Annotated in this window: 12 protein-coding genes; 4 read left to right on the top strand and 8 right to left on the bottom strand. The window is 53.9% G+C overall.

Features of this window, described 5'->3' with window-relative positions:
- Positions 1 to 4: 4 nt before the first annotated feature.
- On the top strand, positions 5 to 3,208 hold the full coding sequence (locus ACWAU4_RS03190) for a mechanosensitive ion channel domain-containing protein (protein ID WP_208125481.1): 3,204 nt from the start codon (positions 5 to 7) through the stop codon (positions 3,206 to 3,208).
- Positions 3,209 to 3,214: 6 nt separating this feature from the next.
- The gene (locus ACWAU4_RS03185; protein ID WP_208125480.1) at positions 3,215 to 3,934 is read left to right on the top strand and encodes a glycerophosphodiester phosphodiesterase; all 720 of its coding nucleotides are present in this window, start codon (positions 3,215 to 3,217) and stop codon (positions 3,932 to 3,934) included.
- A gap of 32 nt (positions 3,935 to 3,966) precedes the next feature.
- On the opposite strand, the gene ACWAU4_RS03180 is transcribed toward ACWAU4_RS03185, so the two are convergent.
- Positions 3,967 to 4,299, bottom strand: coding sequence for a DUF3392 domain-containing protein (locus tag ACWAU4_RS03180; protein ID WP_025009366.1), 333 nt, complete (start codon positions 4,297 to 4,299; stop codon positions 3,967 to 3,969).
- 48 nt (positions 4,300 to 4,347) lie between these two features.
- Here ACWAU4_RS03180 and ACWAU4_RS03175 point away from each other — a divergent pair, with 48 nt between their 5' ends.
- Both ACWAU4_RS03175 and ACWAU4_RS03170 read left to right on the top strand, forming a co-directional pair.
- Complete coding sequence (locus ACWAU4_RS03175; protein WP_208125479.1) at positions 4,348 to 5,274, top strand: D-2-hydroxyacid dehydrogenase; 927 nt, start codon at positions 4,348 to 4,350, stop codon at positions 5,272 to 5,274.
- 185 nt (positions 5,275 to 5,459) lie between these two features.
- The gene (locus tag ACWAU4_RS03170; protein ID WP_044733650.1) at positions 5,460 to 5,651 is read left to right on the top strand and encodes a bacterioferritin-associated ferredoxin; all 192 of its coding nucleotides are present in this window, start codon (positions 5,460 to 5,462) and stop codon (positions 5,649 to 5,651) included.
- 60 nt (positions 5,652 to 5,711) lie between these two features.
- Here the strand turns inward: ACWAU4_RS03170 and parC are convergent, their stop codons facing one another.
- Genes parC through nudF form a run of 7 tightly spaced genes read right to left on the bottom strand, consistent with a single transcriptional unit; the run spans position 5,712 to position 13,649 of the window.
- On the bottom strand, positions 5,712 to 7,979 hold the full coding sequence (parC, locus tag ACWAU4_RS03165) for a DNA topoisomerase IV subunit A (RefSeq protein ID WP_044733649.1): 2,268 nt from the start codon (positions 7,977 to 7,979) through the stop codon (positions 5,712 to 5,714).
- Complete coding sequence (locus tag ACWAU4_RS03160; RefSeq protein WP_101059292.1) at positions 7,979 to 9,154, bottom strand: PQQ-dependent sugar dehydrogenase; 1,176 nt, start codon at positions 9,152 to 9,154, stop codon at positions 7,979 to 7,981. Before ACWAU4_RS03160 ends, parC begins: the two co-directional genes overlap by 1 nt.
- A 47-nt stretch (positions 9,155 to 9,201) precedes the next feature.
- Entirely contained in the window at positions 9,202 to 11,088 is a 1,887-nt protein-coding gene (gene parE / locus ACWAU4_RS03155) for a DNA topoisomerase IV subunit B (RefSeq protein ID WP_025009362.1), read from the bottom strand.
- A 53-nt stretch (positions 11,089 to 11,141) separates the two neighbouring features.
- The gene (locus tag ACWAU4_RS03150; protein ID WP_208124156.1) at positions 11,142 to 11,717 is read right to left on the bottom strand and encodes a YqiA/YcfP family alpha/beta fold hydrolase; all 576 of its coding nucleotides are present in this window, start codon (positions 11,715 to 11,717) and stop codon (positions 11,142 to 11,144) included.
- A gap of 35 nt (positions 11,718 to 11,752) precedes the next feature.
- On the bottom strand, positions 11,753 to 12,592 hold the full coding sequence (gene cpdA, locus ACWAU4_RS03145; RefSeq protein WP_025009361.1) for a 3',5'-cyclic-AMP phosphodiesterase: 840 nt from the start codon (positions 12,590 to 12,592) through the stop codon (positions 11,753 to 11,755).
- Positions 12,593 to 12,607: 15 nt separating this feature from the next.
- Positions 12,608 to 13,042, bottom strand: a complete 435-nt coding sequence (locus tag ACWAU4_RS03140) for a DUF1249 domain-containing protein (protein WP_028779682.1) — start codon at positions 13,040 to 13,042, stop codon at positions 12,608 to 12,610.
- A complete protein-coding gene (gene nudF / locus ACWAU4_RS03135) occupies positions 13,023 to 13,649 on the bottom strand; it encodes an ADP-ribose diphosphatase (protein ID WP_144216778.1) in 627 nt (208 codons plus the stop codon). Before nudF ends, ACWAU4_RS03140 begins: the two co-directional genes overlap by 20 nt.
- Between the last annotated feature and the right edge of the window lie 227 nt (positions 13,650 to 13,876).

Here is a 13,876-nt window from a genome sequence, read left to right as displayed (position 1 = left end):
AACTATGGTTCGAGCCTGCCTTCTGCTGTTTTGTCTATTTATCGCCTCCGCCCAGGCCAACTCACCACTGGGGTTGGATAAACGTCTGGGTCTCAACCAACAAAACACTGAAACCCTGTCGCAGGAGCAACAACTGGCGCAGCTGGAAAAGAGCATTCAGCAACTTGCCAACACCAACCGCAGTTATCAGGAACTGCAACTCAATTTCGAAAGCCGGCGCCAGCATCTTTATGATCAGCTGCAGGAAGCCGCCGCGCCACTTAAGCCCGAACTCCATCAGGATCTGGATCAGCAGGCCTCCATGGCCTACCTGCGTCTTTCCGAACTGAAAGAGAGTGAAACCAGCCTAAGCCAGGCCAACAGCGCCATGCTCAAGCGCCACAGCGAGTTACCTGCCGAAATAGTCAAAATCAGACAGGCACTGCTGCAACAGCAAAAGGCCCAGGCAGTGGCCACTGACAATGCCGCCAAAGAGCTGCAACAGGCACAGTTGTTATTGCTGGAACAACAACTCACCACGCTGGAAAGCGAACTGGCAGTCAGCCAACAAAAGCGCGAACTGCATCAGTTACAACTGCAACTGGTACGCAAGCAGTTGCAGCAACAAGAGCTGCTTATCGAACAGCTTAACCGCGCCATTACCGATGCCAGGCAGCAGCAGGTCAATGCCACACTGGCCGAAACCCTCAATGCCGAGGCTGATGGCCGCGATCGCCTGACCACAGAGCTGAGTCTGGCCAACCAGAGATATGGCCAGCAATTGCAGCTACTGACTGAGCAGACCGCGCAGACCATAGCCCTGCAGGAACAAGCGGAGAAGCTGGATCAGTCCCACAGCAAGCAACTGGACAACATCAAGGAGCAGATAAGCTGGGTCAAGATGAACCCGGTTTTCGGTGAGCGTTTTTTGCAGATCCTGCAGTCACTGCCAAAGCCCCCCAACCAAGAACACCTGCAGACCCAGATAGCCGATGCCAGACTCAATCGCTATCAGATTGAGCAGCAGTTTGCCGCCAATGAGCAACTGCTAACGACCCAGGCCTACAGCAATGAATCTCAGCTGCGGCTGCTTGAGTCGCAACAGGCTTTGCTGAATCAACTATTGAAAGGCTACGACACTTATCTCAGTGAACTGGCCAAGCTCAAGAGCAAGTATGAGCTGCTCACTGACAGCTACCAGAGGCTCAAGTCCACCCTCAATGAACACCTGTTCTGGGTACCCAATGCCTACAGCATCAGCAAGCTGTGGCTGACGGATCTGCAGCGCTCCAGTCTCTGGCTCTGGCAACAAACAAGTCTGCCTGAGATAAAGCAGGGACTGACCGAACTGAGTCCTTACTGGTCCTGGTGGATCATCCTAGTGGTGTTGTGTCTGGTGGCCCAGGATATCCTCACCCCCAGATTCAAGACCATGATGCGCGAATGTGAGGCGCCGGTCGGCAAGGTGACCCAGGATAAGTTCATCTACACCATCCAGACATTAGTGATCAGCGCCGGTTACAGTCTATTCAAACCCTTTCCCATAGTGGCTGCTGGCTTGATTATGCTGCAGTCAGACAGTAATCCCATTCAGGCCATAGGCATGGGTGTACTGGCCATAGGCAGCCTGTACCAGCTCTATCGCTTCATCTATCTGCTGGCGCTGGACAAGGGCCTGCTCATAGGCCATTTCAAACGGCCGCAAGAGGTGATCCGTCAAGGCCAACAGCGTTTTCGCCGCTTTGTCATCATGGCCATGCCTCTGGTGGGCGTCATGGGCTTTACCGAAATTCTCGACTCCTCTCTGGTGCGCAACAGCATAGGCCGCGGTGCCTTTATTCTGTTCTGTATCATGCTGTTTATGCTCTATCGGGACGTACTGACTCTGTCCCGTCGCTACCGTGAAAGCCATCTGGACGACAAGAACAAGCGCCTGCTGCAAAAGCTGCTGTGGCTGCTGCTGTTGCTGGTGCCGCCACTGAGCGCCGTGTTGGCATTCAGGGGCTACTATTTCACCGCCTTCCAGATGCTGCTGCAGCTGCAGCTTTCTTTACTGCTGGGACTCGGCTTCCTGTTGCTGTACCAGTTGCTGAAACGTTGGATGTTGATTGAAAGGCGCCGCATCGCCTTCGATCGCGCCAAGGCCCGCCGAGCCGAACGTCTGGCGCAGCGGGAAAAAGGCGATACCTCATCGGGCACCAACGATCATCAGGACACCTATGAAGAGCCGGTAGTCGATTTGGAAACCATGTCCAGCCAATCACTGGGTTTGGTGAGATCCCTGCTGCTGCTGGCGTTTCTCGCCTGTTTGGTCGGCCTGTGGACCCAAACCCATACCGCCCTATTCAGCTTCCTCGACGGCATTACTCTTTGGACAACAACGACTACCGGGGTAGGCGGAGTCGAGCAACCTCTGCCCATCACCATGAAGTCGCTGGTATTTGGCGCCATTGTGGTCGGCTTTTCCATGATGATAGCCACCAACCTGCCCGGCCTGTTGGAGCTGACTGTGCTGCAAAAGCTGGATCTCACCCCGGGAACCGGCTTTGCCATCACCACTGTGACCCGTTACCTAGTGGTCTTTATCGGTATCGTCATCGGCTTTGCCACCCTGGGGATGGAGTGGTCCAAGCTGCAATGGTTGATTGCGGCCTTGACTCTGGGTCTGGGTTTTGGTCTGCAGGAGATCTTCGCCAACTTTATCTCGGGCCTTATCATACTGTTTGAAAAGCCGGTGCGTATCGGCGATACCGTCACTATTCGCGAGCTAACAGGCACGGTTTCCAAGATCAAAATTCGCGCAACCACCATCATAGATTGGGACAGGAAAGAGATTATCATCCCCAACAAGGCCTTTATCACAGAGCAGTTAATTAACTGGTCGCTGTCAGATCCCATTACCCGGGTGATCATCTATGTTTCGGTCGCCAGGGATTCAGATCCTGCCCGGGTGGAGGCCGCGCTCTATCAGGCAGTGAAAGAGTGTGAGAACGCGCTGGAAACCCCTGAGCCGGAAGTCTGGTTTGCCGGTTTCGGCAAACACACTCAGGACTATGAAGTCAGGGCTTACGCCAAAGATATGTCTTCCCGCTGGCCGCTGCGCCACGATCTGCACAAGCGGATCAGCAAGAAGCTCAAGGAGAACCAGCTGGAGCTAGCTTATCCTCAGTTGGAAGTGCATATCAGCAACACGCACAACAAAGACACCAGCGGTATTATCAGAGGTTAATCGCAGATGTTGATTTTCGCGCACCGTGGCGCCAGTGGTTATGCGCCGGAAAACACCCTTAAGGCTATGGCGCTGGCACTAGAGCTTGGTTGTGAGGCAGTTGAGCTGGATGTACATCATGCCGATGGTGAGCTCTGGGTCTTCCATGACCGCCGCCTGAGCCCCAAGAGCGACGGCAAAGGGCTGCTCGCGCAGCAAAGCAGCAGCTATCTACGGCAGCTGAGGGTCGAGGGAGAACCTATCCCGACCCTGCGCCAGGTACTTGAGCTTATCAAGGGGCGCATGACGGTCAACATAGAGCTCAAGGGAGTGGGTTGCGTCGAGCCTTTTATCCAGCAATACCCTCAGCTACTGCAACTCGGCTACCAGCCAGAGCAGCTGCTGGTGTCTTCATTCAATCATCTCTGGCTCAAACAGGTAAAACAGCAGTTGCCCGACGTACCCGTGGCGCCACTGCTCGAAGGGATAGCTCTCGACCAAGCCGCAGTGGTCAGTGAACTCAAAGCCTGGTCACTGCATCTGGATATCAGCTTTATCAGCCGTGAACTGGTTGCCGATGCTCATCAGCGTGGCGCCAAAGTGTATGTCTATACCGTAGATAATGCCGATGATATCAGGGCACTGGCGGCGCTGGGGGTAGATGGTATTTTTGCCAACTATCCAGACAGAGCCGCCGCCGCATTGACTCAGGAGTCACAAACCGACTACCGCCACTGGTTTGAGTGATTAGTCGTTTGAATGCTCTCTGATTAGCGTGTTCAACTCTGGTTATTACGCTGGGCCCAGCTGCCGACAAAGATAAAGGTGGCGCTGACCAAGAGTAAAGTCCACAGCGCCGGTAGGTGCGCCAGCTGCCTGGCGAGCCAGGGACTGAGCGCCACTATCAGCATGCCGTAACCAAAGGCGTTGACCAGAATAAAGATCAGCGTGCGCAGCACAAAATTGCGAGCCCCGAGCTTACGGCGCAGAAAACGGTTGAAGTCGGCACCGAACACCAAAATGACGCAGGCAACCATGGCGGTGGCTATCTCATTGAGCCAGGGATAGAGCTGACTGCCCAGCTGGGTCAGCAGTTGCGTAACTGAATCCATTAAAATATAAAATCCATAAAAATAACGAAAACAACAAGGACAGATACTATGGCATACAAGCTGCTGTTACTCACCCGGGAAAATGCTGAATATCGACAGTTGTTGTCAGAAAAATCACTTCCTGGCCTTACTATCCTGGGCGATGACCCGGCCAATATCGCCAGTGCCGATATCTGGCTGGCCGAGCCGGCTCTGGCCCAACCGCTGCTGAGTCACGGCAAGAATCTCAGTTGGTTGCAATCAACCTTCGCCGGTGTCGATAAACTGCTTGGCACTAAAACCAGGAAAGACTACCTGCTGACCAATGTGAAAGGTATCTTCGGCCCCTTGATGAGTGAATATGTGTTCGGTTATCTGCTCGCCGAAGTTCGCCAACATGCGCTGTATCATCACCAACAGCAGGAGAAATACTGGCACCCAGGTTCCCTGGCCACCCTACAGGGGATGAAGATGCTGATCCTGGGCACGGGTTCCATCGGCGAGCACCTGGCCGCCAGTGCCAAGCACTTCAAGATGCAAGTCTGGGGTATGAACCGCAGCCAAAGGGCCGTCGCGGGCTTTGATTGCATCATCAGCCCGGCCCAGCTCAATGAGCTTTTGCCCCAGGCCGATGTGGTCGTCAACACTCTGCCGAGCACTCAGGAGAGCCGAGGCTTGCTGAGCAAAGAGAGACTGGCACAACTCAAAGACAGCGCGATACTGTTCAACATAGGCCGCGGCGACGCCCTAGATCTCGATGCCCTGGTGGTCGAACTCGGCCGCAGAAACCGGCTCAAAGCCGTGCTGGATGTGTTTGCCCAGGAGCCGCTGTCGCCGCTGCACCCCATCTGGGATTGCCCCAATGCGGTAATCACTCCCCATATTTCGGCGCCCAGCTTCCCGTCTCAGGTGGTCGATATCTTCGCTCGCAACTATCACCACTACCTCAATGCCGAATCACTGGAGAACCTGGTGTACTTCGACAGAGGCTACTAATCCTTACTCTAGCGCGCCCATTCCTCCGGGCGCGGTGCTATGGCTGACTAAAGACCTAATAACCAACTAAAGGGTGATCAGCCCTAAAATATACCCAAGTGTTATTAGTATTGATAACGGTTTTCATTTAGAATTACGGACTGAAAATTGCCTTCCACTTACCAGCAGCAACCGGAGCCCGATAAATGTACGTTTGTCTGTGTCATGCGATTACGGATACCCAGATAAAGCAGGCTGTCAGCCAGGGAGATATTAGCCTCAGCGAGGTGAAAAAACGCCTCGGGGTGGGTGATCAATGCGGTAAGTGTGTACGGATGGCGACGCAAATCATCCAGAATCAGCTGGATCTCGAGCCCAACTATTACGAAGTCGCCTGATATATTGGGTAAAAAGCAAAAGCCGCATCATGATGCGGCTTTTGTGGTTTTTGGGCCGGGCTACAGCGCCGGCTCCTCCAAACTGACCTCGACACTGTCGACCCTTTGCAACCCTCTTGGCAGCTTGGCGCCACGACGGCCACGCTCCCCACGGTAATGTTCCAGATCGCTGCTCTTCAATGTCAGCTTACGCTTGCCAGCCCAGAGGGTGACATTGGCACCCTCCGGCACCAGATATAGATGGGTCACCAACTCTTCGCGGTTTTTCGCCCGCTCCGATGGGATGCCGATGATCTTGTTGCCCTTACCCTTGGCCAACTGCGGCAGCGCCTCCATGGAGAACATCAGCATCCGCCCTTCATTGGTAATGGCCAGAATCGAACTGGGTCTGGACTTGTCCAGTTTACGCGGCGTTAAAGCCTTGGCATTGGCCGGCAGTGTCAGCAAAGCCTTACCCGCCTTGTTGCGCGACACCATGTCCTTAAAGGCGCAGATAAAGCCGTAACCGGCATCACTCGCCAGTAGGAAGCAGTTATCATCATCCCCGAGCAATACATGCTCCATGCTCTCCCCTGGGGCCAGATTGAATCTGGTGGTAATAGGTTCCCCTTGGCTACGGGCCGAAGGCAGAGTATGGGTATCCGTGGCGAAGGCGCGCCCGGCGCTGTCAATAAACACAGATTGCTGGTTGCTGCGGCCGGCTGCGGCGCAGAGGAAACTGTCACCAGCCTTGTAGGACAACCCGGCGGCGTCTATATCATGGCCCTTGGCACAGCGTACCCAGCCCTTTTCAGACAACACCACAGTCACGGGCTCGGTGGGCACCAACTCCTGCTCAGACAGTGCTCTGGATTCGCTTCTCACCACCAGTGGCGAGCGGCGGTCATCACCATAGGTTTCCGCATCTGCCTGCAGTTCTTTCTTGATCAAGGTCTTCAGGCGGCGTTCCGAACTGAGCAGTTGCTGCAACTTTTCCCGCTCGGCTTCAAGCTCATCCTGCTCACCACGGATCTTCATCTCTTCCAGCTTGGCCAGATGGCGCAGCTTGAGGTCCAAAATTGCTTCGGCTTGCTTGTCTGTCAGCCCGAAGCGGCGCATCAACTCGGCCTTGGGTTCATCGTGGAAGCGGATGATCTCTATCACTTCATCAATATTGAGGAAGGCAATCATCAAGGCTTCAAGAATATGCAACCTGGCCAGAACTTTATCCAGACGGAATTCCAGACGGCGGCGCACAGTATGAATTCGAAACTCCAGCCACTCACTCAAAAGTTGCTTGAGCCCCTTGACCTGAGGCCGACCATCGAGGCCAAGCACATTGAGGTTGACCCTGTAGCTCTTCTCCAGATCTGTAGTGGCAAACAGGTGCGCCATCAACTGTTCGATATCGACCCGGTTGGATCTCGGCACTATCACCAAGCGAACCGGACTTTCATGGTCCGACTCATCGCGTAAGTCTGTCACCATGGGCAGCTTCTTGGCCTGCATCTGCGCCGCCAACTGCTCAAGGATCTTGCTGGAGCTGGCCTGGTGCGGCAAAGCCGTTATCACCACTTCACCGTTTTCCACAGTGTAAACCGCACGGGCCTTGATTGAGCCGCGGCCCGATTCATAGACCTTGGCGATTTCGGCGCTTGGGGTAATGATCTCGGCAGCTGTCGGATAATCGGGCCCGGGCACGAATTCCATTAGCCGCGGCAGGTCAGCCTTGGGATTATCCAGCAGCTCGATACAGGCATTGGCCAACTCTCGGGCGTTATGGGGTGGAATATCCGTGGCCATACCCACTGCGATACCGGTAATACCGTTGAGCAGAATATGCGGCAGTCTGGCAGGCAGGACCAAGGGCTCTTTCAGAGTGCCATCGAAGTTGACGCCCCAGTCCACTGTTCCCTGACCTAGCTCGCTGAGCAGCACCTCGGAAAACTTGGATAGCCTGGCTTCGGTATAACGCATGGCCGCAAACGACTTGGGATCGTCCGGAGCCCCCCAGTTACCCTGACCATCCACCAGGGGATAGCGATAGGTAAAGGGCTGCGCCATCAGTACCATGGCTTCGTAACAGGCGCTGTCACCGTGCGGGTGATACTTACCCAGTACGTCACCCACGGTACGGGCCGACTTCTTGTATTTGGCCGCCGCCGATAATCCAAGCTCGCTCATGGCGTAGACGATTCGCCGTTGCACTGGCTTGAGACCATCGCCGATATGGGGCAAGGCCCGGTCCATGATCACATACATGGAATAGTTGAGATATGCCTCTTCGGTGAAGCGCCTGAGCGGCATCTGCTCCACGCCATCCAGGCTCAAGGCTATCGCATCACTCATTATTCATTTTCCTGTTCAGGTGTCGGCGCATAGTCCGACTCAGATTCAGCATCTTCTGCATCAGTGTCTTTGTAGTACAGGCGGTAGATGTTTCCCTTCAGATCATCCGAAATATAGACGGCGCCATCCGGGGCCATCGCCAGTGAATGGGGTCTGGCCACCGGAAACTCACCATCGAGAAAACTCACCAGGGTGCGGCGATTGCTCACCTGACGGCCATCGGTTTCCAACACCACTATCTGGTAGCCCACCTTACTGGAACGGTTCCAGGAGCCGTTCTCAGCCAATAAAATCTGGTTGTGATATTCGGCGGGAAACTGGCTTCCCCGATAAAACAGCATCCCCATAGGAGACACATGCGCCGGCAATTCATAGACTGGCTTGGTAATATTCAGGCTCTTGGGCTCTTCATAGGCAGGCTCCTGCACCGCTTTGCCATGCACATATGGAAAACCATAATGCGCCCCGGCAACATCGACCCGGTTGATTTCATCTGGTGGCAGATTATCCCCCATCCAGTCGCGGCTCATATCGGCAAACCAGAGGCGGTTATCCAGTGGCGACCAGTCAAAACCTATGACATTGCGTATTCCGAGCGCTATCTGCTGACTACTGCCCGAGTTCACATCCACGGCAATGATGCTGCCAAAAGGGGCGCTGGGCTCACACACATTGCAGGGGGCGCTGATGGCGATATAGAGCCTGTCGTCCGGGCCAAAGCGCATGGCTCTGGCGCTTTTCTTACCATTGCCCGGAAGTTGATCATAGACTTCCCGTGCCCGCGGAGGGCGCCTGAGCCTGGGTTCGATATCACGGAATACCACAACCCTGTCTTCCAGAGCAACATAGAGATCGCCCTTGTGAAAAGCCAAGGCCTCCGGGTAATCCAGGCCCTTGGCTATCAGATAACGCTTATCAACCCGGCCATCATTGTTACTATCGACCAAAGCGTGAATCGTGCCACTCTTGTGAGAACCGACAAACAGGGTACCTTCATCTCCTACTGCCATCTGCTTGGCATCGCCAACATCTGTGGCATAGAGAGAAACACCAAAGCCTTTGGTCACAGTAATGATCATCGACTGAGATGCATTGGCCGCCGCACTCAGCAACGCCGCTCCCAGCAGGAGCAAGCCTCCGCCGGCCGCGATACCGACTCTGTTATTCAGGTTCATCATATCCTTGCCTTTAAGTTTTATAGTTATTGGCACATCAAGGGCGATTACAGCTGAGCAAGGTCTCCCTTGGTTTCCAGCCACGACTTACGATCACCTGAGCGCTTCTTGGCCAGCAACATGTCCATCAATGCCACAGTCTCGTCGACATCATCTATGGTCAGTTGTACCAATCTACGGGTGTTGGGATCCATGGTCGTTTCCCTCAGTTGCAGTGGATTCATCTCACCCAGACCTTTAAAGCGGGTGACCTGCACTTTTCCTTTCTTGTTGTCTGCGGCAATTCTGTCAAGAATGCCTTGCTTTTCAGGCTCATCCAAAGCGTAAAACACTTCTTTGCCGATATCGATACGGAACAGTGGCGGCATAGCGATATACACATGCCCCTTTTCAACCAGAGTGCGATAATGTTTCAAAAACAGCGCGCACAGCAAGGTTGCTATGTGCAAACCATCCGAGTCGGCATCGGCGAGAATACATATCTTGCCGTATCTGAGTTCGGAGATATCGTCGCTATCGGGATCGCAGCCTATGGCCACTGAAATATCGTGCACTTCCTGGGAGGCCAACACTTGGCTCGCTTCCACTTCCCAGGTGTTGAGAATTTTGCCCCGCAGCGGCATGATCGCCTGAAACTCTCTGTCCCTGGCCTGTTTGGCACTGCCACCGGCCGAGTCCCCTTCCACCAGAAACAGCTCGGAACGTGCCGGATCCTGACCTGTGCAGTCGGTCAATTTACCGGGCAGCGCCGGGCCTGAAGTGACCTTCTTACGGGCGACTTTCTTCGCCGCCTTGAGGCGCTTCTGGGCGTTGTTGATGCACATCTCGGCCAGCAGTTCGGCTTGATCTGTGTTGCTGTTGAGCCAGAGGCTGAAGGCATCACGCACCACACCCGACACAAACGCAGAACACTGGCGGCTGGAGAGTTTCTCCTTGGTCTGGCCGGCAAATTGCGGATCTTGCATCTTCACCGACAGAATAAAACTGGCCTTGTCCCAGATATCTTCCGGGCTAAGCTTAATCCCCCTTGGGATCAGGTTGCGAAACTCACAGAACTCACGCATCGACTCGAGCAGTCCCTGACGGAAACCGTTCACATGGGTACCACCAAGCGGCGTTGGGATCAGGTTGACATAGCTTTCGCTGATACTGTCGCCGCCCTCAGGCAGCCAGGTAATGGCCCAGTCAGCGGCTTCCAGATTGGTCTTGATACTGCCGACAAAAGGCTCCTGTGGCAGCGCCGGGGCTTCTTTGAGGGAGTCTTTCAGATAATCGGTCAGGCCCTCTTCATAAAACCACTCATGAACCTCACCGTTTTGTTTGTTGGCGAAACGAATTCTGAGCCCAGGACAGAGTACCGCCTTGGCCCGCAACAGATAAGTCAGCTTGGTGACCGAAAAGTTCGGTGAGTCAAAATAGCTGGGATCGGGCCAAAACTGTACCCGGGTGCCGGTATTGCGGCGCCCGCAGGTACCGGTTTCCCTGAGACTCTCGGCCTTGTCGCCATGCTCAAAGGCCATTTCATACACTTTGGCATCGCGGCGAACCGTGATCTCAACCCTTTTGGAGAGGGCGTTGACCACAGAGATCCCCACCCCATGCAAACCACCGGAAAACTGATAGTTTTTGTTGGAAAACTTACCACCGGCATGCAGTTTGGTCAGGATCAGCTCGACCCCTGGGATCCCCTCCTCCGGGTGAATATCCACCGGCATACCACGGCCATCGTCTGTGACTTCCAGCGAGTTGTCTGTGTGTAACACCACATCGATTCGGGTTGCAAACCCTGCCAAAGCCTCATCGACACTGTTATCTATGACTTCCTGACCCAGGTGGTTGGGTCGGGTGGTATCGGTATACATGCCGGGACGGCGTTTTACCGGATCCAGTCCGTTCAGTACTTCAATGGCATCGGAGGTGTATTGATTGGTCATAGCGCACACTGTCTTTTATGTTCAGGCCATGGTGGGCCGCGAGGATCTGATTGTCAAGATAAGTGTAAAAAACGGCAGACTGCGTCCAGCTTGTCGCCGTAACCCACAAAACTATGGTTTCCACCGCTTTCCAGCAGCATCTCACAGCAGTGATATTTGCCCAGGGCCTGGCGATAATCCAGCACCTCATCGGCAGTCTGTAATAATACAAAAAAACGATCCGGATTGAGAATGACCGGCGTATCAAATTCAATCAGCTGCTGCTGATGTTGTGGCAATAATTGGTAATGTTCGTCGGTATAAGGGTTGTATTGCAGCCCCAAATAGTCGCTGAATAACTCAAAGGGACGCACCGCCGGGTTGACCAATACCGCCTTGCCGCCATAGCGCTCCGCCAGCCAAGAGGCAAAATACCCGCCGAGGGATGAACCGATAAACGCCAGTGGCTCGCCCTTGGCTTTGGCCGCTTCGGTCAACTGGATCAGCAACGCCATTGCCGCCTTGGGCGAAGTGGGTAGCTGTGGCTGCTCCAGTCGCACACTTGGAAAATGTTGTTCAATATAGGTGCGGGTAAGCACGGCCTTGTCGGACAAGGGAGAACTGTTGAAACCGTGAATGTAGAGCAGCATAGTTCCTCACAAGGGGCCACTGCTCCAAAGCAAATTCAGTAGCCGCTGGCCTCAGCATCCGGTGCGAAGCGCTCGCCCGGGATCCGATAAACATTGGTGAGCATGCTACCATCGGGCTTGAGCTCCAGCAAACGGTAGCCAGGCTGCAGTGCATCCAGCGCAAAATAGGAAGACAAGGGTTTAAATTGAATACAGGTCGATGGTGTCGCCATCAGAGATAACTTGTGGGTTTCACCCTGATATTCTGTATCCAATTGCTGATGAACATGGCCCCAGAGCATGCCCTTGACCTGAGGATAACGCCCCATCTCTTTGAGGAAATGGGCGCCATTGTCCATACAGTGCTGATCCAGCCAGGTGCAGTCCACCAGCACAGGATTATGATGCATTACCAGCAGCACATGTTTGTCCGGTTCGGCGGCTATGGCACTGCGGATGATCTCAATTTCGCTTTCGGCCATATGGCCCCCGGGCTTTCCCCGCACTGTGGAGTCCAGCAAGATAATCTGCCAATTCCCGGCCAATACCCGCCTGTGACCATAGACACGCTCACCCTGCATATGCAGATACATGATCCTGGGGTCATCGTGATTGCCAGGCAGATAATGGCAGGGCAGATTCAGCGGTTTGATGGCTTCGACAAAGTTGCGGTAGGACTCACCGGAGTAATCCTGGCTAATGTCACCACTGGCCAGCAGCATGTCGGCGGGATACTTGACTGCCTGGATGGTATTGATAACGGCATTGAGACTGTTGGCGGTATTTACGCCAAGAAGCTGTCCTTCAGGATCGGCAAACAGGTGAGGATCTGTGATCTGCACCAAACGAACACTCTTGTCCTCAGGAATACTGTATGTGATTGCCTCTTTCAGCACTTTGATTACCCAATCTCAGGACTGACAAACGAGGCGCGCCTGACAGTCTATTTTCAATAACTCCTCCAGGAAGGCGTTTACCTGGTACTTTTCATCGCGGTGGTACATGCGTAAGTTCGGATAATCATACACTGGCCGCAATTGGTAAATCTGTCGGCTGCTTAACACTTCTGCTAATTTAGCATCATGATAAATCCGCACAGTGACCTTGGGGACAGGTATCAATCCGCCCTTCCCTACATGGCGGGAAATACTGACCAACTGGGTATAGCGGGTATTTTCCAGCAGCTCGACATCCAGGCAGCCGAAATCCCCTTCTACCTGCCAGCTTTCACCCACTTCACCTTGCTCCGGCAACCAGCGCTGAATATGGCCATAGTTGCGGCCACACAGGGCTAAAAAGCGGCTGACATCCGGCTGGTATTTCTTGTCACTGTCTTTCTTGTTCATTGGCCTGGATTAAACTTTGATAGTTAAGCTGCAACCATTGCAGTCCGAGCACGGTCGAAGCATTGTCGATTTCGCCACTAAGCACCTTGGCATAAGCATCACTGCGGGAAAGCACATGCAACTTAATGTCTTCATGTTCTTCGGCCAAGCCATGCAGCCCTTTGGCCTTGGATGAATCCACCGCCGCCCAGTAAAAGAAGAAGCGTTCACTGCAACCTCCGGGGCTGGAAAGATAGCTGCTTACGGCCGAAATTGCACTGGCATTGAGTCCGGTTTCTTCCAAAAGTTCCCGTTTGGCCACCTCATCGGCCACTTCGCCGGGGGCAATCATACCCGCCACCAACTCCAGCAGCCAAGGAGATTCACTGGTTTCCAGCGCAGGAAACCGCACCTGCTCAATCAACACCACTTTGTCTTCTCGCGGATCATAGGGTAAAACCACCACGGCATGGCCGCGCTCAAACACCTCACGAGTCACTTCATCGCTCCAGCCCCCGGCAAACAGCCGATGACGGAAACGGTATTCCTCCATACGGAAAAACCCACGGTATAGCGTGCGCTGCCCCAGCACCTGAACATCCTCTTTGGTGAATTTTTCTGCTGCCATTTTCACTCCGCTTTAGCTATAAAAGGTGCAATTTCAAACCACCCGGCACCATTTGCCAATAAAATCTGTTACACTTCCGAATTGACTTGAAAACGGTTGATTTTTTAGTATCAAAACCATTAAGTTTTGCTGTATCGGGAAGCGTCGGGAAGCGCAAACCGCCTTTATCAAAGGCATTAACAGTCTAACGAAGTTGAAACCGCCCGTCACAGGGTGTTTGTCTATAA

The organism is Shewanella sp. FeAMO (assembly GCF_053653955.1).
This window is presented reverse-complemented; position numbering and strand designations above follow the sequence as displayed.

What these genes read in the sequence shown, in the direction of transcription:
- nudF (WP_144216778.1), bottom strand. Translation starts at nt 13,649, where the DNA reads ATGGCAGCAGAAAAATTCACCAAAGAGGATGTTCAGGTGCTGGGGCAG.
- parC (WP_044733649.1), bottom strand. Translation starts at nt 7,979, where the DNA reads ATGAGTGATGCGATAGCCTTGAGCCTGGATGGCGTGGAGCAGATGCCG.
- ACWAU4_RS03160 (WP_101059292.1), bottom strand. Translation starts at nt 9,154, where the DNA reads ATGAACCTGAATAACAGAGTCGGTATCGCGGCCGGCGGAGGCTTGCTC.
- ACWAU4_RS03150 (WP_208124156.1), bottom strand. Translation starts at nt 11,717, where the DNA reads ATGCTGCTCTACATTCACGGTTTCAACAGTTCTCCCTTGTCCGACAAG.
- ACWAU4_RS03140 (WP_028779682.1), bottom strand. Translation starts at nt 13,042, where the DNA reads ATGAACAAGAAAGACAGTGACAAGAAATACCAGCCGGATGTCAGCCGC.
- ACWAU4_RS03175 (WP_208125479.1), top strand. Translation starts at nt 4,348, where the DNA reads ATGGCATACAAGCTGCTGTTACTCACCCGGGAAAATGCTGAATATCGA.
- ACWAU4_RS03180 (WP_025009366.1), bottom strand. Translation starts at nt 4,299, where the DNA reads ATGGATTCAGTTACGCAACTGCTGACCCAGCTGGGCAGTCAGCTCTAT.
- ACWAU4_RS03185 (WP_208125480.1), top strand. Translation starts at nt 3,215, where the DNA reads ATGTTGATTTTCGCGCACCGTGGCGCCAGTGGTTATGCGCCGGAAAAC.
- ACWAU4_RS03190 (WP_208125481.1), top strand. Translation starts at nt 5, where the DNA reads ATGGTTCGAGCCTGCCTTCTGCTGTTTTGTCTATTTATCGCCTCCGCC.
- ACWAU4_RS03170 (WP_044733650.1), top strand. Translation starts at nt 5,460, where the DNA reads ATGTACGTTTGTCTGTGTCATGCGATTACGGATACCCAGATAAAGCAG.
- parE (WP_025009362.1), bottom strand. Translation starts at nt 11,088, where the DNA reads ATGACCAATCAATACACCTCCGATGCCATTGAAGTACTGAACGGACTG.